This window comes from Streptomyces sp. NPDC001941 (assembly GCF_040296945.1).
Lineage (GTDB): Bacteria > Actinomycetota > Actinomycetes > Streptomycetales > Streptomycetaceae > Streptomyces.
Window position 1 is genome coordinate 1 of record NZ_JBEOYE010000115.1, and the last position, 26,470, is coordinate 26,470.

At 71.3% G+C, this 26,470-nt stretch carries 26 protein-coding genes; 19 read left to right on the forward strand and 7 right to left on the reverse strand.

From position 1 onward, the window contains the following. Nucleotides 1–235 precede the first annotated feature (235 nt). Nucleotides 236–1,528 (reverse strand): amino acid deaminase, encoded by a 1,293-nt coding sequence (locus tag ABT160_RS41065; RefSeq protein WP_351653968.1) that lies wholly within the window; start codon nucleotides 1,526–1,528, stop codon nucleotides 236–238. A 104-nt stretch (nucleotides 1,529–1,632) separates the two neighbouring features. Between ABT160_RS41065 and ABT160_RS41070 the strand changes: the two genes are divergently transcribed. The 4 genes from ABT160_RS41070 to ABT160_RS41085 all read left to right on the forward strand — a co-directional run bounded on the left by ABT160_RS41070 (nucleotide 1,633) and on the right by ABT160_RS41085 (nucleotide 5,527). Further along, on the forward strand, nucleotides 1,633–2,682 hold the full coding sequence (locus tag ABT160_RS41070; RefSeq protein ID WP_502984393.1) for a sugar kinase: 1,050 nt from the start codon (nucleotides 1,633–1,635) through the stop codon (nucleotides 2,680–2,682). After that, complete coding sequence (locus tag ABT160_RS41075; RefSeq protein ID WP_351653972.1) at nucleotides 2,679–3,431, forward strand: IclR family transcriptional regulator; 753 nt, start codon at nucleotides 2,679–2,681, stop codon at nucleotides 3,429–3,431. Before ABT160_RS41070 ends, ABT160_RS41075 begins: the two co-directional genes overlap by 4 nt. A 9-nt stretch (nucleotides 3,432–3,440) precedes the next feature. Further along, a complete protein-coding gene (locus ABT160_RS41080) occupies nucleotides 3,441–3,851 on the forward strand; it encodes a RidA family protein (protein ID WP_351653974.1) in 411 nt (136 codons plus the stop codon). A 212-nt stretch (nucleotides 3,852–4,063) separates the two neighbouring features. Continuing rightward, complete coding sequence (locus ABT160_RS41085; protein WP_351653976.1) at nucleotides 4,064–5,527, forward strand: GntP family permease; 1,464 nt, start codon at nucleotides 4,064–4,066, stop codon at nucleotides 5,525–5,527. An 83-nt stretch (nucleotides 5,528–5,610) separates the two neighbouring features. Here the strand turns inward: ABT160_RS41085 and ABT160_RS41090 are convergent, their stop codons facing one another. The 6 genes from ABT160_RS41090 to ABT160_RS41115 form a co-directional block, all read right to left on the reverse strand. Then, nucleotides 5,611–6,948 (reverse strand): M14 family metallopeptidase, encoded by a 1,338-nt coding sequence (locus ABT160_RS41090; protein ID WP_351653978.1) that lies wholly within the window; start codon nucleotides 6,946–6,948, stop codon nucleotides 5,611–5,613. 236 nt (nucleotides 6,949–7,184) lie between these two features. Then, the gene (locus ABT160_RS41095) at nucleotides 7,185–8,888 is read right to left on the reverse strand and encodes a chitinase (RefSeq protein ID WP_351653980.1); all 1,704 of its coding nucleotides are present in this window, start codon (nucleotides 8,886–8,888) and stop codon (nucleotides 7,185–7,187) included. A gap of 311 nt (nucleotides 8,889–9,199) precedes the next feature. Further along, nucleotides 9,200–9,646: a hypothetical protein gene (locus tag ABT160_RS41100; protein WP_351653982.1), complete on the reverse strand. Its 447-nt coding sequence runs from the start codon at nucleotides 9,644–9,646 to the stop codon at nucleotides 9,200–9,202. A gap of 64 nt (nucleotides 9,647–9,710) precedes the next feature. Further along, complete coding sequence (locus tag ABT160_RS41105; RefSeq protein WP_351653984.1) at nucleotides 9,711–10,136, reverse strand: DUF3592 domain-containing protein; 426 nt, start codon at nucleotides 10,134–10,136, stop codon at nucleotides 9,711–9,713. Between the two features lie 7 nt (nucleotides 10,137–10,143). Next, complete coding sequence (locus tag ABT160_RS41110; protein ID WP_351653986.1) at nucleotides 10,144–10,686, reverse strand: hypothetical protein; 543 nt, start codon at nucleotides 10,684–10,686, stop codon at nucleotides 10,144–10,146. 24 nt (nucleotides 10,687–10,710) lie between these two features. Next, on the reverse strand, nucleotides 10,711–12,213 hold the full coding sequence (locus ABT160_RS41115) for a hypothetical protein (protein ID WP_351653988.1): 1,503 nt from the start codon (nucleotides 12,211–12,213) through the stop codon (nucleotides 10,711–10,713). Nucleotides 12,214–12,568: 355 nt separating this feature from the next. Here ABT160_RS41115 and ABT160_RS41120 point away from each other — a divergent pair, with 355 nt between their 5' ends. From ABT160_RS41120 to ABT160_RS41190, 15 genes are all read left to right on the forward strand, one after another. Then, entirely contained in the window at nucleotides 12,569–13,453 is an 885-nt protein-coding gene (locus ABT160_RS41120; RefSeq protein WP_351653990.1) for a hypothetical protein, read from the forward strand. 111 nt (nucleotides 13,454–13,564) lie between these two features. Then, the gene (cpaB, locus tag ABT160_RS41125; protein WP_351653992.1) at nucleotides 13,565–14,272 is read left to right on the forward strand and encodes a Flp pilus assembly protein CpaB; all 708 of its coding nucleotides are present in this window, start codon (nucleotides 13,565–13,567) and stop codon (nucleotides 14,270–14,272) included. A 4-nt stretch (nucleotides 14,273–14,276) separates the two neighbouring features. Then, the gene (locus ABT160_RS41130; RefSeq protein ID WP_351653994.1) at nucleotides 14,277–15,539 is read left to right on the forward strand and encodes a CpaE/TadZ family protein; all 1,263 of its coding nucleotides are present in this window, start codon (nucleotides 14,277–14,279) and stop codon (nucleotides 15,537–15,539) included. Nucleotides 15,540–15,542: 3 nt separating this feature from the next. Next, nucleotides 15,543–15,944 carry a TadE family protein gene (locus tag ABT160_RS41135; protein ID WP_351653996.1) on the forward strand — a complete coding sequence of 134 codons (402 nt, stop codon included), beginning with the start codon at nucleotides 15,543–15,545 and terminating at the stop codon, nucleotides 15,942–15,944. Continuing rightward, on the forward strand, nucleotides 15,938–16,321 hold the full coding sequence (locus ABT160_RS41140; RefSeq protein WP_351653998.1) for a TadE/TadG family type IV pilus assembly protein: 384 nt from the start codon (nucleotides 15,938–15,940) through the stop codon (nucleotides 16,319–16,321). Before ABT160_RS41135 ends, ABT160_RS41140 begins: the two co-directional genes overlap by 7 nt. Nucleotides 16,322–16,360: 39 nt before the next feature. Next, nucleotides 16,361–17,698, forward strand: coding sequence for a TadA family conjugal transfer-associated ATPase (locus tag ABT160_RS41145; RefSeq protein WP_351654000.1), 1,338 nt, complete (start codon nucleotides 16,361–16,363; stop codon nucleotides 17,696–17,698). A gap of 10 nt (nucleotides 17,699–17,708) precedes the next feature. Beyond that, complete coding sequence (locus ABT160_RS41150) at nucleotides 17,709–18,650, forward strand: type II secretion system F family protein (protein ID WP_351654002.1); 942 nt, start codon at nucleotides 17,709–17,711, stop codon at nucleotides 18,648–18,650. Nucleotides 18,651–18,666: 16 nt separating this feature from the next. Further along, on the forward strand, nucleotides 18,667–19,554 hold the full coding sequence (locus ABT160_RS41155) for a DUF5936 domain-containing protein (RefSeq protein ID WP_351654004.1): 888 nt from the start codon (nucleotides 18,667–18,669) through the stop codon (nucleotides 19,552–19,554). 25 nt (nucleotides 19,555–19,579) lie between these two features. Beyond that, a complete protein-coding gene (locus ABT160_RS41160; RefSeq protein ID WP_502984394.1) occupies nucleotides 19,580–20,923 on the forward strand; it encodes a sensor histidine kinase in 1,344 nt (447 codons plus the stop codon). A 44-nt stretch (nucleotides 20,924–20,967) separates the two neighbouring features. Continuing rightward, on the forward strand, nucleotides 20,968–22,020 hold the full coding sequence (locus ABT160_RS41165; protein WP_351654005.1) for a response regulator: 1,053 nt from the start codon (nucleotides 20,968–20,970) through the stop codon (nucleotides 22,018–22,020). Between the two features lie 206 nt (nucleotides 22,021–22,226). Continuing rightward, nucleotides 22,227–22,466 (forward strand): hypothetical protein, encoded by a 240-nt coding sequence (locus ABT160_RS41170; RefSeq protein WP_351654007.1) that lies wholly within the window; start codon nucleotides 22,227–22,229, stop codon nucleotides 22,464–22,466. Nucleotides 22,467–22,471: 5 nt separating this feature from the next. Beyond that, a complete protein-coding gene (locus ABT160_RS41175) occupies nucleotides 22,472–23,059 on the forward strand; it encodes a pilus assembly protein TadG-related protein (RefSeq protein WP_351654009.1) in 588 nt (195 codons plus the stop codon). Nucleotides 23,060–23,090: 31 nt separating this feature from the next. Further along, a complete protein-coding gene (locus ABT160_RS41180) occupies nucleotides 23,091–23,672 on the forward strand; it encodes a hypothetical protein (RefSeq protein ID WP_351654011.1) in 582 nt (193 codons plus the stop codon). Continuing rightward, a complete protein-coding gene (locus tag ABT160_RS41185) occupies nucleotides 23,669–24,337 on the forward strand; it encodes an OmpA family protein (protein WP_351654013.1) in 669 nt (222 codons plus the stop codon). The genes ABT160_RS41180 and ABT160_RS41185 overlap by 4 nt, the downstream gene beginning before the upstream one ends. 288 nt (nucleotides 24,338–24,625) lie before the next feature. Beyond that, nucleotides 24,626–26,290, forward strand: a complete 1,665-nt coding sequence (locus tag ABT160_RS41190; RefSeq protein WP_351654015.1) for a polymorphic toxin-type HINT domain-containing protein — start codon at nucleotides 24,626–24,628, stop codon at nucleotides 26,288–26,290. The last annotated feature ends 180 nt before the right edge of the window (nucleotides 26,291–26,470 follow it).

Sequence of the window (26,470 nt, forward strand, 5' to 3'; positions counted from 1 at the left end):
GCGCACCGGGGTGCGGGCCTTGGAGTCCCCTACCCGCCCCTTCCCGAAAGCCTCCGGCGGCGGGAGGGGCGGGGAGTTGACCTCGGCAGGTCGTGCCCCGGGTCCGTCCTCAAGCGCCGGACGGGCTGGTTGGTACAGCGGGGAGTCGGGCTCGGGCCCGCCGCCCCCGGGTCCGTCCTCAAGCGCCGGACGGGCTGGGTTTCGCCCGGTGGGCCCGGGGCGCACGGGGTGGGGGTCAGAAGAAGGTGCGGACGTAGTCCGTGACCGTGCCGTCGGCCGTGACCACCGGGATCAGCTGCCACTTGTCGAAGCTCGTGCACGGATGCGACAGCCCCATCCCCAGCCAGTCCCCCACCTCCAGGTCCGCCCCCGCCCCCGTCCGCACCCACCCGTGCTGGTCCGACAGCCCCGTCACCTCGACGCCCTCCGCCGGGCGCTCCTCCCCCGTCCCGGCCGGGCGCACCACCTGGGCCTCCGGGAGGTCCAGGTCGTACGCCGCGTCCCGCTTCCCGGCGTTGAGGAACGCCTGCTCCGGCGACGGGCGCGACACCACCTGCGCCCAGAGCCGGAACGCGGGCTGGAGGGCGCCCTCCTCGGGGACCCGGTTGAAGGGGGTCAGGTGCCGGTAGTGCCCGTCGTCGTGGGTCACGTACGCCCCCGAGCGCAGCAGCTTCAGCGCGGGGCGCGAGAGCGGCGGCAGCTGGGCGAAGACCTCCGCGACCGCGTCGAACCAGGCGCTGCCGCCGGCGCTCACCACGATCTCGGCCAGGTCGGCGGGGAAGCGGCCCGCGCGGTCGAAGTCGGCCGCCAGGGAGGTGAGCCGGTGCAGCCAGGCCCGTACCCGCTCCGGCGTCGCGTCGGGGACCTCGCCCTCGTAGCCGGCCACGCCCACCAGGCGCAGGTGCGGCGCGGCGGCCACCGCATCGGCGATCTCGGCGCACTCCCGCTCCGTGCGGGCGCCGGTGCGCGCGCCCTCGCCCGCGCCCAGCTCCACCACCACGTCCACCGGCCGCACCGCGCCCGCGGCGGCCAGCGCCTCCTGCATCAGGGCGGCGCCGCGCACCGAGTCCACGTAGCAGAGGAACCGGAAGTCCGGGTCGGCGTCGAGTTCGGCGGAGAGCCAGCGCAGGGCCGCCGCGTCCACCAGCTCGTTGGCGAGCATGATCCGCTGGATGCCGAACGCCCGGTAGACGCGCACCTGGTGGGGGACGGCTGCGGTGATCCCCCAGGCGCCGCGCTCCAGCTGGCGGGCGAACAGCTGCGGGGACATGGAGGTCTTGCCGTGCGGGGCGAAGGTGAGCCCGTGCCGCTCGGCGTACGCCTCCAGGAGCGCGAGGTTGTGCTCCAGGCGCTCGGCGGAGAGGGCGAGCACGGGGGTGGTGAAGCCGCCGGTGAAGAGGTTGCGCCGCTGCGCCGCGAGCTCGCGGACGGTGAGGCCCTCGGCGTCCGGGGGGAGCGCCTTGAAACGGTGGTCGACACGTTCGTCGGCGAGCTGCTCGAGCGCGGCGGTCGCGTTCCGGGCGGGCATGGGGGCCTCCTTCACGAGGTGGTGTTGCAGCATGTGCAACACCCATTGCGCATATCGCTTAATGCTGTCTAACATCCGGGCCAACGCCGGGTCAATGGACCCGCATGATCGACAAGGAGCCCCCGGTGAGCGGAACCCCGGCCGTCGACGTCGTCTGCCTCGGCGAGTCCATGGTGACGTTCCTGCCCACGTGCCCGGGACGCCTCGCCGACGTGCCCTCCTTCGCCCGCGCCATCGGCGGCGCCGAGTCCAACGTGGCCTGCGCCCTCGCCGCCGCCGGGCACCGCGCCCGCTGGGTCGGCCGGGTCGGCGCCGACGGCTTCGGCGAGCACCTGGTCGAGGCCATCGGCTCCTACGGCGTCGACGTCTCCGCCGTCCAGCGCGACCCCGAGCGCCCCACCGGCATCTACTTCCGCACCGCCACCGACCGCGCCACCGACGCCCACGAGGTGCTCTACTACCGGGCCGGCTCCGCCGCCTCCGCGATGTCCCCCGACACGGTCCCCGCCGCCGTGCTCGACGACGCCCGGGTACTGCACCTGTCCGGCATCACCGCCGCCCTCTCCCCGCACTGCCGCGCCCTGGTCACCGGCCTGCTGCGGCCCCGCCCCGGCCGCCCGCTCGTCTCCTTCGACGTCAACCACCGCCCCGGCCTGTGGCGCGAGGACCCCGACGGGCCCGCGCTCCTGCTCGACCTGGCCCGCGGCGCCGACCTGGTCTTCGTCGGCGAGGACGAGGCCGAGGAGGCCTGGGGCCTGCGCGGGGCGGACGCGGTCCGCGACGCGCTGCCCGGACCGGAGGTCCTGGTCGTCAAGCAGGGCGCCCGCGGCGCCGTCGCCCTGGTCCGCGACGAACCCCCGCTCTTCGTCCCCGCCCCCCGCGTCGACGTCGTCGCCCCGGTCGGCGCCGGGGACGCCTTCGCCGCCGGGTTCCTCTCCGCCACCCTGCGCGGCCTGCCCGTGAAGGACCGGCTGCGGCACGGCCACCTGATGGCCGCCGCCGCCCTCACCGTCCCCGGCGACCTCGGCGCCCCGCCCGCCGCCGCGCACGCCGACCGGCTGGCCGCCCTGGACGACGCGGCCTGGGGGACACTTCACCTCGGCCCCGGCTGGACCGCGGCCGGCCAGGCCACCGAGGAGGTACCCACCCCATGAGCCAGACCGTCGACCGCGCGCTGAGCATCCTGCCGCTGCTCGCCCAGGGCCCCGCCGACCTCGGCCAGGTCGCCGAGCGGCTCGGCGTCCACAAGTCCACCGCGCTGCGCCTGCTGCGCACCCTGGACGAGCACGGCCTGGTCTACCGCCAGCAGGACCAGCGCTACCGGCTCGGCGCCCGCCTCTTCGCCCTGGCCCAGGAGGCCGTGGAGAACCTCGACGTCCGCGAGATCGCCCACCCCCACCTGGTGGCGCTCAACGAGCAGATCGGGCACACCGTCCACCTCGCGGTCTACGAGGAGAACGAGGTGCTCTACATCGACAAGGTGGAGAGCCGCTACCCGGTGCGGATGTACTCGCGCATCGGCAAGCCCGTCGCGATCACCGTCGCCGCCGTCGCCAAGCTGCTGCTCGCCGACCTGGCCGAGCCCGAGCGGCGGTCCGTCGCCGCCCGGCTCGACTACCCCATGTACACGCCCCGTTCGACGCCGAACGCGGACGCCTTCCTCAGGGAGCTGGCGACCGTGCGCGAACAGGGCTGGGCCACCGACCTCGGTGGCCACGAGGAGTCCATCAACTGCGTCGGGGCCCCGATCCGCGGCGCGGACGGCCGCCTGGTCGCGGCCATGTCGGTCTCGGCGCCCAACGTGGTCGTCACGGCCGAGGAACTCCTCACCCTCCTCCCGCTGGTGCGCCGCACCGCGGACGCCATCAGCCGGGAGTACTCCGGCACCCCCGTGAAGGACTGAAGGAACACCATGAGCGAGAAGACCGCGATCACCCCCGCCACCCACACCGCCCCGCCCGCGAAGTTCTCGCACGGCGTGAAGAAGGGCAACATCCTCCAGGTCGCGGGCCAGGTCGGCTTCCTGCCCGCCGTCGAGGGCCAGGCGCCGACGCCCGCGGGCCCGACCTTGCGCGAGCAGACCCTGCAGACCTTCGCCAACGTCAAGGCGATCCTGGAGGAGGGCGGCGCGAGCTGGGACGACGTGATGATGATGCGCGTCTACCTCACGGACGTGGACCACTTCGCCGAGATGAACGAGATCTACAACGCCTACTTCGAGGAGCAGGGCCTCAAGGCCCCCGCCGCCGCCCGCACCACGGTCTACGTCGGCCTGCCCAAGGGCCTCCTCATCGAGATCGACGCCCTCGCGGTCCTCGGCTGACCCGTTCCGGCGCCGCCCGGACCGGCGGTGGCGCCCCGGCACGCACCGGGGCGCCCCGCGCCCTGCCCCCCGTACGCCCACGCACCCCCCAAGAACTCCCCTGAACCACCAGAACCACCCCGTGCCCCCACCCGGCGCGGCGCCGCACCGACGGACGCCGTGCCGCGCTCCCCCCTACCCGAAAACCGTGTGAACAAAGAGGTTCCCCCGCCATGCTGCTCGCCGCCGCGGCCCCTGCCGCCGAGACGCCACCCCACACCGGGGGGCTGCTCCTGCTGATCGACGGCACCGCCGGTCTGCTCACCGTCGCCGCCCTCGGCATCGCGCTCCTGCTCCTGCTCATCATCAAGGTGCGGCTCCAGCCGTTCGTCGCGCTGCTCACCGTCTCCATAACCGTCGGCCTCGCGGCCGGCCTGTCGGTCACCGAACTCTTCGGCACCGTCCAGAAGTCCGCCGCCGTCTCCGTCATCGAGAACGGCATGGGCGGCATCCTCGGCCACGTCGCCATCATCATCGGCCTGGGCACCATGCTCGGCGCGATCCTGGAGGTCTCCGGCGGCGCCGAGGTGCTGAGCACCCGGCTGCTGGCCCTCTTCGGCGAGAAGCGCGCCCCGCTCGCGATGGGCCTGACCGGCCTGATCTTCGGCATCCCGGTCTTCTTCGACGTCGGCATCTTCGTCCTCGCGCCGATCGTGTACGCCGCCGCCAAGCGCTCCGGCAAGTCGATCCTGCTGTACTGCATGCCGCTGCTCGCGGGCCTGTCGATGACCCACGCGTTCCTGCCGCCGCACCCCGGCCCGGTCGCCGCCGCCGGACTGCTCAAGGTCTCGCTCGGCTGGGTGATCCTGATGGGCGTCGTGGTCGGCGTCCCGGCCGTGCTGGCCGCCTGGGCCTACGCCGCCTGGATCGGCAAGCGCATCTTCGTCGAGGTCCCGCAGGACATGCTGGAGGCCGCCGAGGACGCCAAGGCCGCGGTCGCCGCCGAGCGCCAGGAGGGCGCCGAGGCCCCGGTCTCCCTCGCCACGGTCCTCACGATCATCGGCACCCCGCTGGTGCTGATCCTCGCCGCGACGTTCTCCTCCATCGCGCTCGACCCCTCCACCCTCCGCTCGGTGGTGGAGTTCTTCGGCAACCCGTTCGTCGCGCTGACCATCGCGCTGCTGCTCGCGTACTACCTGCTCGGCATCCGCCGCGGCTGGAGCCGCAAGTCCCTGGAGCAGGTCTCCACCTCCTCGCTCAAGCCGGTCGGCAACATCCTGCTGGTGGTCGGCGCGGGCGGCGTCTTCGGCGCGGTCCTCAAGGCCAGCGGCGTCGCCCAGGCGCTGTCCGACACCTTCAACGGCGTGGGCCTGCCGGTCATCGTGCTCGCCTACCTGATCTCCCTGGTGCTGCGCGTCGCCCAGGGCTCGGCCACCGTCGCCATCGTCACCACGGCGGGCATCGTGCTCCCGCTGCTGGAGAACGGCGACCACTCGCAGGCGTTCCTGGCGCTGGTCATCATGGCGATCTCGGCCGGTTCGATCTTCGCCTCGCACGTCAACGACGGCGGGTTCTGGATGGTCTCCAAGTACTTCGGAATCTCCGAGCGGGACACCCTGAAGTCCTGGACGGTCCTGGAGTCGGTGCTCTCGCTGGCGGGCTTCGCGGTCGCCGCCGTGCTGAGCCTCTTCGTCTAGCGGGCCGAGCGGAGGTACGGAGAGAGGGGGCCGGGCGCGTCGGGGCGCACCCGGCCCCCTCGTCCAGTGGGGCGTCGAACGGCTCAGGAGGCGGTGCAGTACTGCTGTTCCTTGCCGATCGAGCGGTACATGCAGTCGGAGTTCTCGACCAGCTGGAGCACCGCGTCGCGGTTGCGGGAGGTCTCGCGCTCGATCACCTCGTCGGGCGGGTAGAAGCCGCCGCCGCCCGAGCGCGGGTACATCTCGAAGGTGTACGAGAAGATCTTCTGGCTGCCCCAGAGGTAGTCGTCGATCGACCCGTCGGTGATGTACAGGTCGCTGGACTGCTCGGGGGTGTAGCCGTTGCTGGCCGCCATCTTCCGCCCGACGGCCGCGAACGCGTCGCGGTCGTCCTGCGTCATGCCCGGCGCGGTGTCGTTGTAGGTGTAGCCGTACGGCCAGAGCACCAGCTCGCTGTAGGTGTGGAAGTCGATGCCGGTACGGATCTGCTGCTTGCCGCCGACCACCCGGGAGCGCACGAAGTCGGCGACGACCTTCACCTCGGGCGCGGACTCGGCGGCCCGGCCGCGGTAGGTCTCGGACGAGGTGGAGCCGGAGGAGCCGCCGCAGCAGCCCCACTTGAAGTTCCAGTTGCGGTTGAGGTCCGTACCGGCGTACGAGGAGCCGGAGTTGGGCTGCCGGTTCTTGCGCCAGGAGCGGTAGGAGCCGGTGGCGATGTCGTACTCGCCGCCGTCCGGGTTGAGGTCCGGCACGATCCAGATCTCGCGGCCGTTGACGGCGCTGGTGATGCGCGGGTCGGAGCCGTACCCGGCGCCGAACTCCCGCAGCAGGTACAGGGCCATCTCGACGGTGAGGTGCTCGCGGGCGTGCTGGTGGTGGGTGAAGAGGACCTCGGGCTCGTTCTCGTCGGTCGCCACGTTGTCGCTGATCTTGACGGCGATGATGTCCCGGCCCTGGTAGCTCTTGCCGATCACGCGCTTGCTCATGATCGAGGGGTAGGCGGCGATGCGCTGGTCGATCTCCGCGTTCATCTCCGCGTAGTTGTGGTAGCGGGAGTCGGCCGAGGGGAAGTCGAAGGGCTGCGCGGCGACCCCGGCCGAGCGGTCCGGCGGCCCGGGCAGCGCGGTCAGCTCGTAGCCCTGCGCGCGCAGTCGGCGGGCCTGCTCGCGGGTGGCGCTGACGACGACCGAGTGGTCGTCCACCTCGTCGATCGCCACGCCGGTCGCGGCGAGCGCGGTGCGGGCGGCCGGGGACGCGGGGCCGTGCACCTCGTACTGGGCGGTGAGCTCCTCGGCCGCGGCGGCCGGGGCGGGGCCGGGGGCCGGGGAGGGCGAGGCGTTCGCGGACAGGGGCGCGGCGAGGGCGACGGCGAGGAGGGCCGCGAGGGTGGCGGACCGTCCTGCCCGTAGGCGTAGTCGCATGCTGTCTCCTGGATCTCCTGGGTGGGGAGCGTGGGGGTGGGGCTCAGTGCGACGCGTGGAGCGGTTGTCCGGCACATGGTGACGGCATGACATGGACCGGTCAAGACGGTCGGTCGGCCATGCTCGGGACGGGGGATCGGCCCGGATGCCGGAAACGCGGCGTGGCGCCACCGGGGGAGCGGTGGCGCCACGCCGCGTTCGCGGGGAAGGAGTGGTGCGGTGGTGCGGTGCGGGTGTTACGGCAGGCCGTGCACGTGCGGGCCGACCGCGTTGGACCAGGCGTTGCCCGCCGTCGCGTCCCAGTTGGTGGACCAGGTCATCGCGCCGCGGATGCCGGGGTAGGTCTGCGCGGGCTTGTACCGCCCGCAGCTGGTGCCCTTGGCCAGGCAGTCCAGCGCGTTCTTCACGATCTGCGGGTCGACGTACCCGCTGCCCGCGCCCCGGGTGGAGGCCGGCACGCCCAGGCCCACCTGGGAGGCGTCGAGGCCGCCCTGGAGCTGGATGCAGGCGAGCGCGGTGAGGAAGTCCACCGAGCCCTGCGAGTACACCTGGCCGTCGCAGCCGAGCATCGAACCGCTGTTGTAGTACTGCATGTTGACGACTGTGAGGATGTCCTTCACGGCGAGCGCCGTCTTGAAGTACTCCGTGCCGGTGGACTGCATGTCGATCGTCTGCGGGGCCATCGTCAGGACCATGTTCGCACCGGCCTTGGCGGACAGCTGGCGCAGCGCCTTGGTCATGTACGTGGAGTTGATCCCGTTCTCCAGGTCGATGTCGACGCCGCTGAAGCCGTACTCCTGCATCAGCGCGTAGGCGCTGTTGGCGAAGGCGGTCGCGGAGGCGTCGCTGTTGACGGCGACGGACCCCTTCTCGCCGCCGACCGAGAGGATCACGGACTTGCCCGCGGCCTTCTTCGCGGCGATGTCGGCCTTGAAGTCGGCGACGGAGGCGTAGCCCACGGCCGGGTCGAGGTTGAAGGCGAGCTGGCCGGGCGTGCTGGTCGCGTCGGCGAACGACACCGCGATGATGTCGTACTGGGACTGGACGTCCCGCAGCTTCTGCACGGTGGCGCCGTTGTTGAAGTTCTGCCAGTAGCCGGTCAGCGCGTGCTTGGGCACCGTCGGGTTGGGGTTGCCCCCGCCGTTCTTGGCGGTGCGCCCGGTGACGGCGGCCGACTTCGCCGACTCCCCGGCCGCGTTGGTGGCCGAGACCTGGAAGGAGTACGCGGTGTCCGCGGCCAGACCGGTGACGGTGGCCGAAGTCCCGCTCACCGACTGCACCTTGGCGCCGTCACGGTAGACGTTGTAGCCGGTGGCGCCGGTGACCGCGCCCCAGCTGAGCGGGATGGAGGAGGTGGTCGCGGTGCCGGTGGCCAGGCCCGCCGGGGTGCTCGGCACGGTCGGGTCGGGGTCCTGTCCGCCCCCGCCGCCGTCGGGCCCGTACACGCTCACGTCGTCCACGAGGTAGGGCGAGGTGCCGTACCAGCCGTGGGTGTAGACCGTGACGGAGGTGGTGCTCGCGCCGGTGGTGAAGGTGGTGGTGAGCTGCTTCCAGGACGGGCTGTCCGGCGTCCAGGTGGAGACGTCGGTGGTGCCGGTGCCGGTCGCGCCGAGGTAGGCGTAACCGCCCTGGACCCAGGCGCTCAGCGTGTACGTGGAGCCGGGCTTCACGGCCACCGTCTGGGTGCACTTGGCGTTGTCCTGCCCGGCGGGCGTCGCCTTGAGGGCGCCCGTGCCGGTGCGGACCGGCGAGGAGACGGCGGCGCCGCTGCCGGCGCTGCAGCTCCAGCTGGACAGGCCCGCCTCGAAGCCGGCGTTCTTCGCGTTGTTGACGTCCGCCGCCTGTGCGGTCCCGGCGCCGCCGACCAGGACGAGTCCGGCCGTGAGGGCGCCGGCGAGGGCTCCGCCCGTCAGTCTTCGGGCCCGTGGGGTGCGGTCCACTTGCTGCCTCCGGAGGGGGGAAGGGGTGGGAGGGGAGAGGGGAGGGAGTGCGCGAACGGTGGCCACCGCTTGGAGGTGAAATTTGGTCCAGACCAATTGGGTTGTCAAGACCTCTGGCAGCAACTCGCCCTCGCGAAACCCCGGGAAACCCCTGCGAAGCGCCCGTGAAGCCCCCGCGAAACGCGTGCGACGCGCCTGCGAACAGCCCGCGAACCGCCCGTGAAGCGCCCGCGAAGCCCGTGTGACACGCGCACGAAGAAGGGCCCCCCGCCTCGGCGGAGGGCCCGTGACAGCAGCGTTGCGCGGGGGTCTCAGTCCCCGTCCTGCAAACGGTCCGCGGCGTACCCGGCGACGCACCCCACCACCAGCACCGCGTTGGACAACAGCAGCCCCTCCAGGGCCAGTCGGTCCCACTGCACCACCATGCTCAGCAGCTGCGCCACCACCGGCACCGCGAGCACCGCCGCCAGGTGCTGCGGCGACGACCAGCGGAACGGGTCGCTGTGCACCCGGCCCGCCGCCCACGCCGCCAGCGCCACGCACAGCGCGTTCGGCAGGTGCACCAGCAGCATCCGGCCGCCGAAGGACTCCAGTTCACCGTCCCCGGCCAGGTGGTCGTAGACCAGCGTGGCCTGCGCGTACTCGGTGACCACCAGGGCGACGATGCCGGCCGCCCAGGCCCGCAGCAGCGCGAAGGCCGCGGCCCCGCGCCCGTCCTCCCGCCGGGCGGGCGCCCCCGGGTAGTCGTACCGCGTCATCACCACTCGCCTCCACTCGCCGTCGGCCACTGCCGTCCCTGCCGGGACGTCCTCGCGGGCCCCCTTACAGGACCACCGTGAACAGGAGGACGGCCAGGAACCCGGCCGTCGCGAACGCGCACCCGGCGACCACCAGCGCGTACTGCGCCACCGGCCCCCAGTTCCCACGCCCCGCCACCGTCGCCGTGCGCGCCGGGTCGGCGGGGTCGTACGTCACCGTCACCGGCGTCCCGGCCTTCACCGAGCGCCCCGACAGGTCCTCGAACTCCACCTCGCGGCCCTCGGGGGTCCGGAAGGCGAAGAAGTGCCGCTCCGCGTCGGAGCGGTTGTACGGCTCGGTCTCCACCCGCACGCAGGTGCCCTCGGCCCGCGCGCCGCCGCGCAGCGCGCGCACCACCCGGGCCAGCCTGCGGCCGTAGGAGAAGGTCAGGAAGCCGAACAGGGCGGTCATGCCGCCGAAGAACAGCCAGTCGCCGCCGGGGATCTCCACCGCGCGCCTACTTCACCGTGATCGAGTCGATGATCCGGTCCAGGTCGCCCTCGTCGAGCCTGCCCTTGAGGGCGTCCACCCGTACCGCGTACGACTTCTTCCGGGCGTCCAGGCCCGCGACGATCACGCCGTGGTAGCGGTCGCCCTTCTCGGTGAAGTCGAAGTCGATCCGGCGGGCCTGCACCTTCCCCTTCGTGCCGCCCACCTCGACGTCCTGCTGCTCGCCCAGCGTGGAGCCCAGCGCGATCCCGGCCTCGGCGCCGATCGCCGCCTCCTCCACCGAGTCGGCGTTGGTGAAGCCGATCTGCACGGTGATCATGGAGACGGGCTTGGCGCCCTCCTTCAGGGTGGCCGCCGCCGCGTTGTACTTGCTGCGCTCGCCGGCCGGCTGCTCGGTGAACGACGGCGGCCGGGCCACGTCCACCGACGCCGTCGTCATCGTCGCCCAGCCCTCGGGCACGGTCCCGGTGGCGGAGTCCGAGCCGCAGCCGGCCAGGCCCGCCAGCGCGCAGACGGCCACCAGCCACGGCACGGTCTTCTTGGTGCTCATCAGGTTCGGCTCCTGTTCCCGGGGTCAGTTCGCACAGTAGCTGTAGGGAACATAGCTGCGGCTGTCGCCGTTGGGGGCGCCCAGGAACTGCGCCTTGTCCAGCGTCTCCTCCTTCTTCTCGGTGGACACCGAGAAGCCCAGGCTGAGACCGAGGTTCAGCTCGAACCCGTACTCCGCGGCCTGCGTCTGGCCGGTGTACGTGGTCCTGCTGGACAGGCCCTGGTCGAAGAGCAGCTGTCCGAAGGGGTCGTCCGCGCCCGGGCGCTTGGTGGGGGCGTGGTCGTCGAACATGTACGAGAACGGCATCCCGTACTGCCCGTTGCCGTCCAGCCACTCCTGCGCGACCTTGCGCGCCGCGTCCCCCTCCGCGCCCGGCTTGAGCACGATCGAGTTGGTGACCACCTCGATGCCGGTCGTCTGGTCACTGCCCTTGACGCTGCCGCTGCCGCCGCGCTTGTCGTCGCCCGACTTGCCGTTGTCGCCGCCGACCTTCACGCCGTCCTTGGTGCCGCCCTTCTCCACCGTCCGGGTCATGTCGATGCGCAGCAGCTCGCCGGTCTTCTTGTCGTGGGTGACGGTGATCGTGCCCGTCTGGGTGGTGGAGGCGGAGTAGTCGCCGCTGACCGGACCGGCCTCGTAGCCGACCTTGGTGCCGTACTCGATCGCGGCGCTGTACGTGTACGCCTTGGTGCCCTTGAAGTCGTTGTCGGTCCAGGTGGCCTCGGGCGAGAACTTGAAGTTGCCGCCGAGCGTGGCCGACAGCTTCTTCTCGTCCCCGGCGCCGATCTTCAGGCCGCCCGCCGCGCTGGCCTCCAGGCCGACCTTTCCGTAGCTGATGTGCCGGTTGCCCAGCTTGTCGTTGATCCGGTTGCGCAGCTTCTCCTCCTCGGCCATCGGGCCCTTGCCGAAGAAGTAGAGGATGCTGTTGCCGAGCCCGCCGCCGTTGGCGTTGGACTGCCGGTTGGACAGCTCGTACGTCTTGAGCTTCTCCAGGTCGTCGCGGAAGGACTGGGCCTCCGCCTCGCTGTTGAAGATCCAGGTGTCGCCGTTGGTGACCTTGATGCCGGCGCCCAGCTCCACCTTGTCCGAGCCGAACTTGCCGATCTTCGCGCCCGGCTTCCAGTCCTTCTTGGCCGCGATCGAGGCCGCGTCGGTGAAGGTCATGGTGACCTGCTGGTCGTTGTCGTCGACCTTGCCGTCCCCGTTGACGTCGGTCTTCGCCTTGAACGTCTGCTGCTGGAAGCCGTACTCCTGGCCCCACTCGAAGAACAGGATCTTGGCCTTGGCGCCCGCCTTGTCGGAGATGGACGAGATCTGGCAGAGCGGGGGCTCGAAGTCCGCGTCGGTCTTCCCGCCGGGCTTGGCGGTGGTGCCGCCCCCGGAGCACTGGGCGCCGTCGATCGCACAGAGGATCTTCTGCGTGATGGCGGTGCCGACCCCCAGCCCGCCGACCGCCCCGATGACGGTCGCGACGACCACGACCGTCCCGAGGTACTCGGTGGCTGTCGCGCCCCGGTCCCGTCTCATCAGACGCCCCCCTTGGAACCCCGTACGCCACTCGCACGGGGAATCGGAAGGGGAGCGTACGCAGGTCAGGGGCGCTCTGGCGTGGGTCCCAGGGCCCAACCGGGACCCAAGACGGAGGCGGGCGCCGGGCCCAGTGGAAAACGATCATGAGATTCGCTCATGTCCCCCGGGAAATACAAGAGTTAACCAATGGCGACTTCGTCCAGTTTTGCCGTCGTATCGCACCCGTGTGATCCCGTACTGCGATCTGAAAGGTGTTCTCTGCCTGGTAAGACGTGGATAAAGTGCAGGGGCAGGAGCACGAGCAGAGAAGACTGCGGCCGCCGGGACATCGGCGGCTGGAGCTGAACGGGGAATGACCGTGCCGACCGCCCTCGCTGTGACCAGTCCTGACCTGGTACTCCCACCCACCGACCACCAGACACCCACAGCGGCCCTGCTGGCGTCACCCGACGCCCAGCCCCTGGACGCCGCCCTGGCCGACATGCACGTCCTCCTGGAGCAGCACGGCTACGTCATCGCGCTCTACCCGGCGTCCCTCCCCGTCGCGCACGAGCGCCGCCTGCACACCATCCGCTCCGTGCTGGAGAGCGACCGCATCGCGCTGCTCAAGTCGGACCTCCCGCCGCTCGGCCTCGCCGTCCTGATGCGCCAGCTGCGCCAGCTGTCCGTCTGCGACTTCGGCCCCGGCGTCGTCGCCTCGGCCGCCCGGCTGCTCTCCCACTACGTCTACGCGGGCGCGCTCCTCAACTCCGTCACCAAGCTCGACCGGGTGCCCGTCAGCCTCAAGAGCCACGCCAAGTCCTGGGTGCCCGGCTCCCAGTTCGGCGTCCTCGCCAACCCCGCGCCCCAGCTGGTCAAGATCGGCGCCGGCGACCTGGCGGGACCCGAGTTCGCCACCCAGCTGGTCCTCGCCAAGGGCCCGCTCGCCACCGACTGGGTGACCGAGACGCTCGTACCGGCCTGGCGCTGCCAGGGGACGCAGGAGGTGCCGCTGCCCGTCGACTCGCCCCGCTGGTGGGGGACCCCCAAGATGGTCGAGTTCGCCGCCTTCCTGCCCGACATCTCCGTCGTGTACCAGCTCGTGGCCTCCGTACGCCGGGAACGGTGCACGTGGTGCGGCATCGAACTCATCGGTGACCGCTGCGGCTTCTGCTCCGCCCCGCTCGCACCCCCCGAGAACCAAACGCACGCCGCCGGTGTCCTGAACCACGGAACACCCATGCACCACGGGTCGTAACCGCCCCCGCGGCGGTCCGCCCGGACCGGCTACGGCGTGCCCCGCGCCAGGACCGCGCCGCGCGGCACCCGCTCCGTCAGCAAACGTCTCCCCAACGAGGTCGTCCCGCTCATGAATTCACGCCAGCGTCGCGGCATAATCCTCCTCCTGCTCTCGGTCCTCTGCGCGTTCGCCGCGTTCGTCGGTGTCATCTCGGTGATCAGCGACGTGAATTCGAAGGTCGGGCCCGAGGTGGACGCCTATCGGATCAAGTCGGATATCTCGTCGTACACGGGATTGCAGCCGGCCCAGTTCGAGAAGATCAAAATGCCCAAGCGGTGGCTCTCCAAGAACGCGGTGACCGACCTCTCGATCGTGAACGGCAAGATCGCCGTCACCAACCTGCGGGCCGGCTCGCTCCTCCAGGACGACATGTTCATCACGCGCCCCGCCGTCGGCGCGGGCGAGCAGGAGATCGCCATCATGATCGACGCCGCCACCGGCGTCGCGGGCAAGATCACCCCCGGGGACACCGTCAACATCTTCGCCACCTTCGGCGGCGACAAGGACGGCACCAGGAACGAGTCCCGGATCATCGTCGCCAACGCCAAGGTCATCGACGTCGGCAAGCTCACGGCCCTGGAGCCCAAGCCCGACGACCGCGACCGGGCGGTCACCCAGGCCGTGCCGATCACCTTCGCCCTGAACACCAAGGACGCCCAGCGCGTCGCGTACGCCGAGTCCTTCGCGGCCCACGTCCGCCTCGCCCTGCTCGCCAAGGGCAGCCCCACCACGCTGCGCCCCGGCGAGAGCAAGTACACCCTCGAAGGGGACAAGTGAGGGCATGACCAGAATCCTCCCGGCCGTCGGTGACGCCGACGCCGCCCGCTCCGTCACCACCCTGCTCAGCCAGCTCCCCGAGGCGGAGCCAGCCGGGCCGGTCGGCGACTCGACCTCGCTCATCGACACCCTCGCCCGGCTCGCCGGCGAGTCCATCGACGAACTGCCCGAGGTCGTGCTCGTCCACGAGCGGATCGGCCCGGTCCCCGCGCTCGAACTGATCCGGGAAGTCGCCCTGCGCTTCCCGGCGGTCGGGGTCATCCTGGTCACCGCCGACGCCAGCCCCGGCCTCTACTCGGCCGCCATGGACTCCGGCGCCCGCGGCCTGGTCGGCCTGCCCCTGTCGTACGAGGAACTGGCCCAGCGCGTCCAGGCGGCCGCCGCCTGGTCCGTCGGCGTGCGCCGCCACCTCGGCCAGAGCAGCGACGTCTTCACCGGCCCCGGCGGCACCGTCCTCACCGTCTCCGGCGCCAAGGGCGGCGTCGGCGCCACCACCGCCGCCGTGCAGCTCGCCCTCGCCGCCCGGGCCTCCGGCATGAGCACCGCCCTGGCCGACTTCGACCTCCAGGCCGGCGACGTCGCCTCCTACCTCGACGTGCAGTTCCGCCGCTCCGTCGTCGACCTCGCCGGCATCCAGGACATCTCGCCCCGGGTGCTCCAGGACGCGGTCTTCAGCCACGCCAGCGGCATCGGGCTGCTGCTCGCCCCCGGCGAGGGCGAGCGCGGCGAGGAGGTCACCGACCGGGCCGTGCGCCAGATCGTCAGCGCCCTGCGCAACCGCTACGAGGTCGTGGTCATCGACTGCGGCACCCAGATGACCGGCGCCAACGCCGCCGCCATCGAGATGGCCGACACCACCCTGATGGTCACCACCCCGGACGTGATCGCCGTACGCGCCACCAAGCGCATGGTGCGCCTGTGGGACCGCCTGCAGATCCGCAAGGCGGAGGAGACGGTCACCCTGATCAACCGCTACACCCGCAACACGGAGATCCAGCCGCCCCTGGTCGAGCGGATCACCGGCACGAAGGTCGCCCGCACCGTGGTGCCCGCCAACTTCAAGGAGCTGCAGTCGGCGGTCGACGCGGGCCGCATGCAGGACCTGGAGAGCAAGAGCACCGTCAAGCAGGCCCTGTGGGGCCTGGCGGGCGAACTGGGAATCGTGAAGACGGCAGAGGTCGCCGAGAAGCCGGGCAAGTACCGGGGCGACCGGGGCTCCGTCGGCATCCGGCGCCGCCGCGGCGGCCGCACCGAGGGGGAGAGTTGAGCGATGCGCGTCATCCGTACGCTGCGTACGCGGAAAACCGGCGACCGGGGACAGGTCGCCGTGGAGTTCCTCGGCATGTTCCCGCTGATCGCCGTCACCTGCATCCTGATGTGGCAGTGCGCGCTGCTGGGCTACACGTACGTCCTGGCGGGGAACGCGGCTGACGAGGGGGCGAGGCAGGGGGCGGTGCACGGGGGCGGCGCGTGCGGCGCGGCGGCCAGGGAGGACCTGGACACGTGGCTGGAGGGCTCGGACGTCAGGTGCTCGGGGTACGCCTCGCCGGGTGACAGCTACGACGTCGAGGTCAAGCTGACCGTGCCCGTCCTCTTCCCGGGGACCATCGCCTTCCCCTTCGAGGTCACGGCGCGGGCCAGCTCGGTCGGGGAGGGGTCGACGGCATGGTGAACCGCAAGCGCACCCGCGATCGCGGCCAAGTGGCCCTGGAGTACGCGGGGTTCCTGCCGCTCCTGCTGATCGTCGCGTTCCTCGCCATCCAGCTGGGCGTCGCCGTCTACGCGGTCTCGCAGGCGAACACGGCCGCCCGGGCGGGAGCCCGTGCCGCCACGAGCGACTACGGGCACGGCAACGGGGAGCGCGAGGCGCGGGCGGCGGTCAGCGACTGGCTGCAGGACGACTGGGATGACTGGCGCTACGTCCCAGGGCCGGCCTACCGAGAGTTCACCGCCACCGTCACCCTCAAGATCCCCTCCCTCGTCCCCGGCATCGACGACTGGGGCCACGTCAGCCGCAGCGTCACCATGCCTGCGGGCAACCCCTTCTGACCGCCCCAACCCCCGTACCACCGCGAGGAGTCCACGCCCATGAGTCTGCGGTCACGCATCACCGCCCCCGAGGAGCGCACGGGCGGGCGCGACGACGGTCACCTGGTGGCGACGTACCGCGGCAAGCTCCTCGAGGAGATCGACCTCGCCGAGATGTCCGCGCTCGCGCTCACCGAGCGGCGCGCCCGCCTGGAGCGGGTCCTCGGGCACATCATCAGCCGCGAGGGCCCCGTCCTCTCCGCCACCGAGCGCTCCCAGCTGATCCGCCGGGTGGTCGACGAGGCGCTCGGCCTCGGCGTGCTCGAACCGCTCCTGGAGGACGCGTCCATCACCGAGATCATGGTGAACGGGCCGGACCAGATATTCGTCGAGCGCGGCGGCCGGGTCGAGCTGCTGCCCATGCGGTTCGCCTCCAACGAGCAGCTGATGCAGACCATCGAGCGCATCGTCTCCACCGTCAACCGCCGCGTGGACGAGTCCAATCCGATGGTCGACGCCCGCCTGCCCACCGGCGAGCGCGTCAACGTCATCATCCCGCCGCTCGCCCTGTCCGGCGCCACCCTCACCATCCGGCGCTTCCCCCGGGCCTTCACGCTCCGCGAGATGATCGACTTCGGCTCGCTGGACGACCACATGCTCTACCTGCTGTCGGCGCTGGTGCAGTCCAAGCTGAACATCATCGTCTCCGGCGCGACCGGCACCGGAAAGACCACCCTGCTCAACGCGCTGTCCGGGCTGATCCCCGAGGGCGACCGCGTGATCACCATCGAGGACTCCGCCGAGCTCCAGCTCCAGCAGTCGCACGTGATCCGCCTGGAGTCCCGCCCGCCGAACGTGGAGGGCAAGGGCCAGATCACCATCCGCGACCTGGTCCGCAACTCCCTGCGCATGCGCCCCGACCGCATCATCGTCGGTGAGGTCCGCGGCGGCGAGACCCTGGACATGCTCCAGGCCATGTCCACCGGCCACGACGGCTCGCTCGCCACCGTGCACGCCAACAACGCCGAGGACGCCATCATGCGTCTGCAGACGCTGGCCTCCATGTCCGAGGTGAAGATCCCCTTCGAGGCGCTGCGGGACCAGATCAACAGCGCCATCGACGTGATCGTCCAGCTCACCCGGCACGTCGACGGCTCCCGCAAGATCACCGAGATCGCCATGCTGGACTCGCGCGGCCGGGAGCCCTTCCGGCTCGCCACCGTCGCCCGCTTCGACGCCCAGCCGATGGCCGGGGACGGCCGGGTGCACGGCGCGTTCCGCTACTTCCCCGTCCCGCGCCGCGTCGCCGAACGCCTCTACATGGCCGGCCAGCCCATCCCGCAGGCCTTCGGCGTCGCCGCGCTCGACGAACAGCTCGCCACCCGAGAGGCCAAGTAGGTAGCCCGACATGGACAATCTCGCTCTGCTGACGATAGGCGCCGTGTTCCTCTTCGGCGTGCTCGGTGTCATGGGCGTGCACGCCTGGTCCTCGGGCCGGGCCCAGCGCCAGGCCCTGGTCGACCGGCTGTCGCACACCGGACAGATCGAGGGGTACACCGGGCGCCGGCGCCGCTTCCGCGAGCTGGACCGCAGGCTGCGGCGCACCGCGTTCGGCAAGCGCATCGAGAACCGGCTGGCCGCGACCGGCCTGGACGTCACGCCCGGCGAGTTCTTCGTCTACATGGTCGTGACCGTGCTCGGCCTGTGGTTCGTCGCCCAGGCGGTGCTGGCGTCCTTCTTCGGGCCCATCGCCGGACTGCTCGGCCTGTGGGCGGCCTTCGGCTTCCTCAACTGGCAGCGCAACAAGCGCATCGAGCGGTTCATCAACCAGCTGCCCGAGCTCTCCCGGATCCTCGCCAACGCCACCCAGGCGGGCCTGGCCCTGCGCACCGCGCTCGCCATGGCCGCCGAGGAGCTGGAGGCCCCGGCCGGCGAGGAGCTGGGCCGGGTCGCCAACAAGCTCGCCGTCGGCCACTCGATCGACGACGCGCTGGGCGAGCTGGCCGACCGGCTGCCCTCGCGCGAGCTGGTCGTCCTGGTCACCACGCTGGTGCTGTCCAACCGGGCGGGCGGCACGGTCGTCGGCTCGCTGCGCAACCTCACCGAGACACTGGAGGAGCGCAAGGAGACCCGCCGCGAGGTCCGCACCCAGCTGTCGCAGGTCAACATGACCGCGTACGCCGTCCCCGCGATGGGCCTGGGCGCGCTGCTGCTGCTCGACCGGGTGATGCCCGGCGCCATCGACCGGATGACCGGCTCCTTCATCGGCCAGGCCGCCGTCGTCACCTCCATGGTGCTGTACGGGGTCGGGGTCTTCGTCATCCGCCGTCTGTCCAAGATCGACATCTGAGGGAGGGGAACGGACCATGACGGGACTGCTGCTCGCCCTCGCCCTGGGGCTCTGCGTCTTCGGGGCGTTCTACGGCGTACGGATGTACCGCGCCGACGCCAAGCTGCCCGGCGACCTCGCCGTCGCCCTGGAGGTGGGCGCCACCCGCACCACCGCCGTCGGCTCGGCCGTCGACCGCCTCGGCATGCGGTACGCGCCCGCGGTGCTCAACATGATGGGGCCCGCCCGGGTCAACAAGGTCCGCCGCAGGATCGACCTCGCGGGCAACCCGGGCGGTCTGACCATCGACCGGTACGCGGCCCGGCGCGCCGTCTACGGCGCCCTCGGGCTGCTCGGCGCGTTCGCCATGATCCTGCGCGGCCAGCCCTTCCTCGCCCTGTTCATGATCGCCTTCGGGGTGTTCTGGGTGGAGATCGGCATCTACGCCGCGATCCGCCAGCGCAAGGACCAGATCGAGCGGACCCTGCCCGACTTCCTCGACGTCCTCGCCGTCGTCGTCAGCGCCGGCCTCGGCTTCCGCGAGGCGCTGGAGCGCGTCGCCGACAAGTACGAGGGCCCCTGGGCCGACGAACTGCGCATCACCCTGCGCCAGATGGACATGGGCGTCAGCCGCCGCAAGGCCTTCGACGAGCTGCGCCGCCGCAACAACTCCGAGCAGGTCGCCCAGTTCGTCACCGCCCTCCAGCAGGGCGAGGAGCTCGGCGCCCCGATCGTGGACACCCTGATACAGATCGCCAACGACATGCGCCGCACCGACGCCCAGAACGCCCGGCGCCGGGCCGCCAAGGCCGTGCCCAAGGCGACGCTGACGATCACCTCGATCATGGTCCCGGCCACCATGATCCTGCTCGTCGCCGCCTTCGTCTTCGGCGCCAACGCCGACTTCGGCTCCATCGGGGTCTGACCGTGTCCGAGGAGGGGGAACACCGGTGGCGCTCCAGTTCGGCCGGATAACCGGGGGCCTGGGCAGCGGCTCGCTCGCCAGGGCCGCCGCCAACCCGGAGCACACGCCCACCCTGGCGATCCAGGTCAACGCCCTGCAGGCGCTGTGCCGCCAGGTGTTCGGGTTCCGGCTCGCCATGATCGCGCTGTCCACGCCGCTGGCGCTGGGCTCGGTCCGCCCCGGCCTGCCGGTCTTCCTGGTGGCCTCCGGCGTGCTCGTCACGTTCATGGTCTCGTACCTGCTCTTCCGCGACTGGGAGCGGTTCGGGCCGCTGCTGCTGCGCCACCCCGCGCTGCTCGCGGTGGACGCCCTGTTCGGCGCGCTGCTGCTGATCACCGCGGGCCCCGACAGCACCCTGGGGTACGTCACCATCTGCACCCCGCTGCTGGCCGGGCTCGCGTACGGCTGGCGGGGCGCGGGCGTCTTCGCCGGACTGCAGACCCTGATCCTCTTCGCGGTGTACGCGGCCGGGACCGACCCGGTCGCGATGCTGGGCAACGCCCTGCTGCTGCCCGGGTTCTGCGTGGTCGCGGGCGCCATCGGGGTGACCCTGCGCAACCTGCTGCTGCGCTTCGGCACCGCCAGCCAGGCCCTCACCGAGGCCCAGTCCCGGCTCGCGGTCAACGAGGCGGTCCTCGGCGAACGGGCCCGCCTCGCACGGGAGATGCACGACTCGGTGGCCAAGACCCTGCACGGCCTGGCGCTCGCCGCCGACGGCCTCGCCGGGTCCGCCGACCGGATGGACCCGCTCACCGTCAAGCACCAGGCCGAGCTGGTCGCCCGCGCGGCCCGGCGGGCCGCAGCCGAGTCCCGCGAACTCCTCAGCGACCTGCGCCGCCAGAGCGACCTCCAGGCCAACGGGGTGGACGTCACCGAAGAACTCCAGGCCCGGGTGCAGGACTTCGGCCGCCGCACCGGCATCGACGCGTCCTTCCGGCCCACCGGGACGGGCGCGGTCCCGCTGGTGCCGCACGCCGTCGCCCGGCAGATGCTCACCATCGCCACCGAGGCCATGGAGAACTCCCACCGGCACGCCGGAGCCACCCGGGTCACCGCGGAGGCGGGCATCGTCGACGCCGTACTGCGGGTGAGCGTGCTGGACAACGGCCGGGGCCTGCCGCCCGGCACCAGCCTCGAAGAGCTGCGCCGCTCGGGCCACTTCGGCCTGGTCGGCATGGTCGAGCGGGCGGCCGGCATCGGCGCCCGCATCCGCATCGGCAGGGGCCGCACGGCCTCGGGCACCGAGGTCCGCCTCGACCTGCCCGTGGCGGCGATCCTGCCCGCGGACCCGGCACCGGCCCAGGCGGGGGTGAGCGCCTCACCGCACTGAACCGCACGCCGCTCGCAGTCCCCACCCTCTGAGAGGAGGCCGCCATGCCGGACGAGTTCTCCCGAACCTCGGGACAGCACCACACCGCCCCCCACGTCTCGCAGCACACGTCGTCCCACACCGCCCCGCCGCCTTCGGAACACTCCGCGGCCCGCCCACCCCTGCCCGCGATCCCCCAGCAACCCACCGCCACCCGGCCGTTGCGGGTGGTGGTGGCCGACGACAACCCGGTCGTACGGGCCGGGCTCACCGTGCTCCTGGACGGCCGCGAGGACATCCAGGTGGTCGCGGAGGCCGCGGACGGCCAGCAGGCCCTCCAGGCCGCCCACGCCACCCGCCCCGACGTGATCCTGCTCGACGTGCGGATGCCCGGGGTCGACGGCATCTCCGCGCTGCCGTACCTGGTCCAGGCGGCACCGGTGATGATGCTGACGTACAGCCGCGAGAACGAGATCGTGCAGGAGGCCCTGCGCCTGGGCGCGGGCGGCTACCTGGTCCACGGCGAGTTCACCGCCGACCAGCTGGTCGCGGCGGTGCGCGGGGTCAAGGAGGGCCGCGCCCACTTCACGCCCACGGCGGCGAACGCGCTGCTCGCCCAGTTCCGCGGGGGAACGGGGCAGGCACCAGCGCTGCCGGACGGGCTGGGGAGGGCTTACGGCGTGCCGGTGCACCAGCAAGGCCCGTCTGTGCAGATGCAGCCAGTTCCGGTGCCACCGCAACCGCCCATGAACCCCACCGCCGGGCAGGATTCAAAGAATTTCGGCGAATCCCCTTCGCAAGTGCAACCAGTTGTGGCACAGTCTTTCCAGCGGCAGTGGGCGCACCCGTCCCCGGCCGCGGCACCGTCCCAAGCAGGCGGCGGCGCACGGGACTTCGGGTTGAGTTCGAGGGAGGTGGAGGTGATGGACCTGATCGCGTCGGGCATGAGCAACCAGCAGATCGCCGCCACCTGCTTCATCAGCGAGAAGACCGTGAAGAACCACATCAACCGGATCTTCGCCAAGCTGCACAGCACCAGCCGCAGCGAGGCCATCGCGGTCTGGCTGGGCACGGCCCGCACGGACCACGCCGGGGAGCGGGGTGGCGGCCGTGCGTGACACCACCCCCGCGCCCGTCTCACGGGCCCAACTCCCGGCTTGGGTCCGGGATTGGGCCCTGGGACCCTCTTCTGGGTCCGGTGTCCGGGCGTACGTTTCTCGTGTCGAAAGCGGCACCGGCCAGGAGGAAGCCGGTACCGCGGACAACGACACGAAGACGTACGAGTCGGCCGGCACACGGTCGGCCGAACCCGGAGGGGACCACCATGTCGAACGACACTCTGCTCAAGGCCGCCGTCGAGACCCAGGTCCGCGTCAACGGCTGGAAGAACACCGTGGTCAGCCGCATGACCGACCGCGAGCGCTCGAAGGGTCAGACGGCGCTGGAGTACCTGGGCATCATCATGGTGGTCGTGGTGATCATCGGTGCGATCGTCGGTACGGGCATCGGCGGCAAGATCACCACCAAGATCAACGAGCAGATCGACAAGATCAAGGCCGGCTGAGCCACTTGGCCCTTCGCACGACGCAGGACAGAGGGCAGGCCTTCCCCATCTACGTAGTGATGGTGGCGGGCCTGCTCTTCCTCGCGTTCGCGTTCTTCGCGGTGGGACAGGCATCGGCCGCGCGCAACAGCGCGCAGGGGGCGGCGGACTCCGTGGCACTGGGCGCGGCCCAGGAGGCGCGGGACAACCTGGCGCTCGCCTGGCTGGCCAACGTGGCCGTCCCGACCAATTGGCAGATCATCTTCAACGGGCAGCTGGGGCTTCTCGGTACGGAGTGCCCGGCGGGCGTGCGCTACGGCTACCAGAACGACGCCGACCATGCCGCCTGCGGGGTGGAGCCGGGCTTCCGGCTCGCGTACACCGGCGACGCCTGGAAGGGCATCGGCAAGTCGGTGATCCCGGGCACGGAGCAGAAGCGCTCCCACGCCTTTGCCAAGGCAGAGGTGAAGCCCCTGTGCACCATCCTGCCGAACCCCGACCCGACCATGCCGATCCCCTTGCTGAAGTGCAAGTGGAAGATCTTCGACCCGGGTCACAACCCCACTGATCTGCCCACCGCGAAAGATCTCTTCGACGTCTACTTGGTCGACTGAATAGCGAATGACGAGAAAAGGAACCCCACACATGAGCATGCGGCACATCCTGAAGGCGCGTAGGGGGGCGGCGGCGGTGGTCATGACCGCCACCCTGGCTCTCACGGTGGCCGCGTGCGGCACCGGCCAGCAGAAGGACGAGCCGTCCAAGACGGCCGCACCCAAGCCCGGTGCGTCCGGCGACGGTTCCGGCACGGTCGTGCCCGACACGAGCACGACCCTGGCCACGGTCAAGGGGCCCAAGGACATCGACCTGATCATCAACACGGTGAAGCGCGAGGCAGGCGGCTTCGTCACGGTCAACGGCCAGATGAAGAACAACGGTTCGGCGGCCTTCTACGACATGTCGGCATGGCGCGGCACCGAGAAGGAGGTCATGGGGGGCGGCATCTCCGTCGCGGGCGCGACGCTCGTCGACAAGACGGGCAAGAAGCGCTACTACATCCTCCGTGACACGGAGGGCCGCTGCCTGTGCACCTCGGGCCTGGACAAGATCGACCCGGGCAAGTCGATCCCGGTCTTCTTCCAGTTCCCGGCCCCGCCGGACGCGACCACCGAGGTGGACTTCCAGCTCCCGACGTTCCCTGCCGCCGCCGTCAAGATCTCGGGATGAGGGCGGAGATGACCCTGACCCGCATCCCGTCCACGCGCCTCGCCGTGACCACCGTGGTCGCGACCCTGGTGCTCGCGGGATCCCACGTTCTGGCCGCGACGAACGCGCACGCGGACGAGACGCCCAGCGCGCCTCCCGGCAGCGAGACCTCGGCCTCACCGCCCGTCACCGTCGACCCCAAGGCCGCCGGCCTCAAGATGGTCGACGGGGCCACCCTCGCCCCGCCCAAGGTCCTCGACATCAAGTCCGTCGTCGAGTCCATGGGCGGCGAGGAGCGCCGCGAGGACACCAACTCGGACGTGAAGTTCGCGCTCCAGGCCGAGGTCCTCTTCGGCAAGGACAGCGCCGTGCTGAGCCCGGCCGCCAGCTCCCGGATCCAGGCGATCGCCGACGAGATCAAGAAGCAGGATTCCAAGAAGGTCCGCGTCTTCGGCTTCACCGACAACCTGGGGTCGTCCGAGCACGGCGACGTGCTGTCCAAGCAGCGCGCGGACGCGGTCTACGGCGTGCTGTCCAAGGCGCTGAACAGCGCGGGCGTCACCTACGAGGTGCGGGGTTACGGCGAGCAGTACCCGATCGCCGACAACTCCAACGAAGAGGGCCGCAAGAAGAACCGCCGCGTGGAGGTCTCCTTCCCGCGCGGCGAGAACGCGCCCAAGACCTGACCCGACGGGCCCGACGGGCCTGCCAGGCACGCCAGCCCGTCAACCCGCAGGCCCGACCGACGTCCGGGGCCCGGACCGCCACCGCAGGCGGCCCGGGCCCCGACGCGTACGCCGCACGAGACTCCAATAAGTCCTCACCAGCAGCGAGTTGGGTCCTCGGGCCCATGCTCCCCCCACCCCCCGACAGCTAGTTTCGGTCACATGGCACGTACGGGGGCAGGTACGGGGGCAGGTACCGGGACGATCAGGCGCGTCCGGCGCGGGATGCGGGCCGCGGTGCGCGCCCGTGTGCCGCGTACCGGCGCGCGGCTGCTGGGCCTGCGGGCCGACCGGCGGCGGCGTGACGGCACCCGGGGGCAGGGTGCGCTGGAGTACCTCGGCCTGGTCGCCGTGGTCGTCGCCGTCGTCGGCGCGATCTTCGCCACCGGCATGGGCAGCGCCGTCACCGAAGAGGTCAAGGTCCAGATCTGCAAGATCACCGGTGGCGGCGACTGCGGCGGCGGCTCCGAGGACGTGGCCGAGGGCGGCGACGGGGGAGACGGGGGCGACGGCACGCCCGTCTCGGACCCGGACGCGTCCAAGTCCCCCGAGCAGCAGCGGTACGAGCAGGCGGTCAAGGACCTCCAGGACGCGAAGGACGAGGAGAAGAGCAACACCGACAAGGCCGTCGACGCGGCCAAGGAGCTCGCCAAGATCCTCGCCGACGAACTCGGCATCACCGACGCCTTCGACTGCATCACCAAGGGCGACATGGGCGCCTGTACCGAGACGCTGATCAACATCCTGACGAGTCTGATCGGCGGGGCGGTGGGCAAGCTCGCGGCGAAGTACGGGGCGCCGTGGAAGTGGAAGAAGGCCTACAAGCTCATCCAGGCCATCAAGAAGCACGGCGGTGACCTCTACGACGGCCTGAAGGGGCTGATCAAGAGCCGCAAGAAGGTCAAGGACGCCGAGAAGGCCCTGGAGGACGCCGGGAAGAAGTGGGACCCCGACAAGCCCGGCGACAAGCCCGGCGACAAACCGGGGGACAAGCCCGACGACAAGCCGGATGACAAGCCGGACGACAAGCCCACCGTCTGCACCGTCAGCCACAGCTTCCCGCCCGGCACCCGCGTGCTGCGCGCCGACGGGACCGGCGTGCCGATCGAGTCGGTACGGGCCGGGGACCACGTCCTCGCCAACGACCCGGCCACCGGCCGCCCGGCGGTGCGCGAGGTGACCCGCACGTTCACCACGTACGACGACAAGGACTTCACCACCCTCGGCACCCCGGCCGGCACGGTCACCGCCACCGACACGCACCCCTTCTGGCTGCTCGGACGGCGGGGCTGGGCGGACGCGGGCACGATCGGGCGCGGCGACCTGCTGCGGCTGCCCGGCGGCGGCGCGGCGCCGGTCACCTCCGTGTGGCGCTTCACCCAGCGGCAGGTCACGCACGACCTGGAGGTCGACGGGCTGCACTCGTACTACGTGGGCGTCGGCGGGGCGTTCGCGCTGGTGCACAACAACGAGTGCGAGTTCGAGGTGGACCCGGGCGTCAAGGGTCCCGCCGCGGGCAAGACGCTCAAGCCGCCGAACAAACGCCACACCATCGCGGGCTCCAAGAGCGGCCAGGTCAACGAGAAGAACACGGTCATCCTGCGCGGCAACGAGAAGGCCGTGGAGGACGACGTGAAGGGCATCGCGGAGGGCCGCGCCAAGCTCCTCGACGACGGCAACACGTACGAGATCAACGGGCGCCGCTACCGTGTGGAGGACAGCGGACGCACCTTCCCGGTCTCGGGCCAGGGGCTGGTGGAGATGGACCGGGTCGAGTACGCGGCGCTCCAGCAGATCGCCAAGGCCAACGGGGACCTCTCCAAGGTCAAGGCGTTCCAGTTCGACCCGAAGTTCAAGGACAACCCGGCGGCCGTGGAGAAGGCCCGGCAGGTGTACGAGGGGACCTACAAGTGACCGGACCGACAGGCGCGGTGGCGGGACGGGCGTGAGGCGCGAGTGATGTACAACTTCCTGACCGTCGACCGGCCCGCCCCCGCCCCGTCGAGGAAGGGCCGCCACTGCGCCTCCCGCTCCGGCGGGTACGCCGTGCGGAACGCGTGATGCTCGGCCAGTACCTCCAGCCACGTCCGTCCG

Coding starts and splice junctions, on each gene's coding strand:
- ABT160_RS41065 (WP_351653968.1), bottom strand. CDS start 1,528: ATGCCCGCCCGGAACGCGACCGCCGCGCTCGAGCAGCTCGCCGACGAA.
- ABT160_RS41070 (WP_502984393.1), top strand. CDS start 1,633: ATGATCGACAAGGAGCCCCCGGTGAGCGGAACCCCGGCCGTCGACGTC.
- ABT160_RS41075 (WP_351653972.1), top strand. CDS start 2,679: ATGAGCCAGACCGTCGACCGCGCGCTGAGCATCCTGCCGCTGCTCGCC.
- ABT160_RS41080 (WP_351653974.1), top strand. CDS start 3,441: ATGAGCGAGAAGACCGCGATCACCCCCGCCACCCACACCGCCCCGCCC.
- ABT160_RS41085 (WP_351653976.1), top strand. CDS start 4,064: ATGCTGCTCGCCGCCGCGGCCCCTGCCGCCGAGACGCCACCCCACACC.
- ABT160_RS41090 (WP_351653978.1), bottom strand. CDS start 6,948: ATGCGACTACGCCTACGGGCAGGACGGTCCGCCACCCTCGCGGCCCTC.
- ABT160_RS41100 (WP_351653982.1), bottom strand. CDS start 9,646: ATGACGCGGTACGACTACCCGGGGGCGCCCGCCCGGCGGGAGGACGGG.
- ABT160_RS41110 (WP_351653986.1), bottom strand. CDS start 10,686: ATGAGCACCAAGAAGACCGTGCCGTGGCTGGTGGCCGTCTGCGCGCTG.
- ABT160_RS41115 (WP_351653988.1), bottom strand. CDS start 12,213: ATGAGACGGGACCGGGGCGCGACAGCCACCGAGTACCTCGGGACGGTC.
- ABT160_RS41120 (WP_351653990.1), top strand. CDS start 12,569: ATGACCGTGCCGACCGCCCTCGCTGTGACCAGTCCTGACCTGGTACTC.
- cpaB (WP_351653992.1), top strand. CDS start 13,565: ATGAATTCACGCCAGCGTCGCGGCATAATCCTCCTCCTGCTCTCGGTC.
- ABT160_RS41130 (WP_351653994.1), top strand. CDS start 14,277: ATGACCAGAATCCTCCCGGCCGTCGGTGACGCCGACGCCGCCCGCTCC.
- ABT160_RS41135 (WP_351653996.1), top strand. CDS start 15,543: ATGCGCGTCATCCGTACGCTGCGTACGCGGAAAACCGGCGACCGGGGA.
- ABT160_RS41140 (WP_351653998.1), top strand. CDS start 15,938: ATGGTGAACCGCAAGCGCACCCGCGATCGCGGCCAAGTGGCCCTGGAG.
- ABT160_RS41145 (WP_351654000.1), top strand. CDS start 16,361: ATGAGTCTGCGGTCACGCATCACCGCCCCCGAGGAGCGCACGGGCGGG.
- ABT160_RS41150 (WP_351654002.1), top strand. CDS start 17,709: ATGGACAATCTCGCTCTGCTGACGATAGGCGCCGTGTTCCTCTTCGGC.
- ABT160_RS41155 (WP_351654004.1), top strand. CDS start 18,667: ATGACGGGACTGCTGCTCGCCCTCGCCCTGGGGCTCTGCGTCTTCGGG.
- ABT160_RS41165 (WP_351654005.1), top strand. CDS start 20,968: ATGCCGGACGAGTTCTCCCGAACCTCGGGACAGCACCACACCGCCCCC.
- ABT160_RS41170 (WP_351654007.1), top strand. CDS start 22,227: ATGTCGAACGACACTCTGCTCAAGGCCGCCGTCGAGACCCAGGTCCGC.
- ABT160_RS41180 (WP_351654011.1), top strand. CDS start 23,091: ATGAGCATGCGGCACATCCTGAAGGCGCGTAGGGGGGCGGCGGCGGTG.
- ABT160_RS41185 (WP_351654013.1), top strand. CDS start 23,669: ATGAGGGCGGAGATGACCCTGACCCGCATCCCGTCCACGCGCCTCGCC.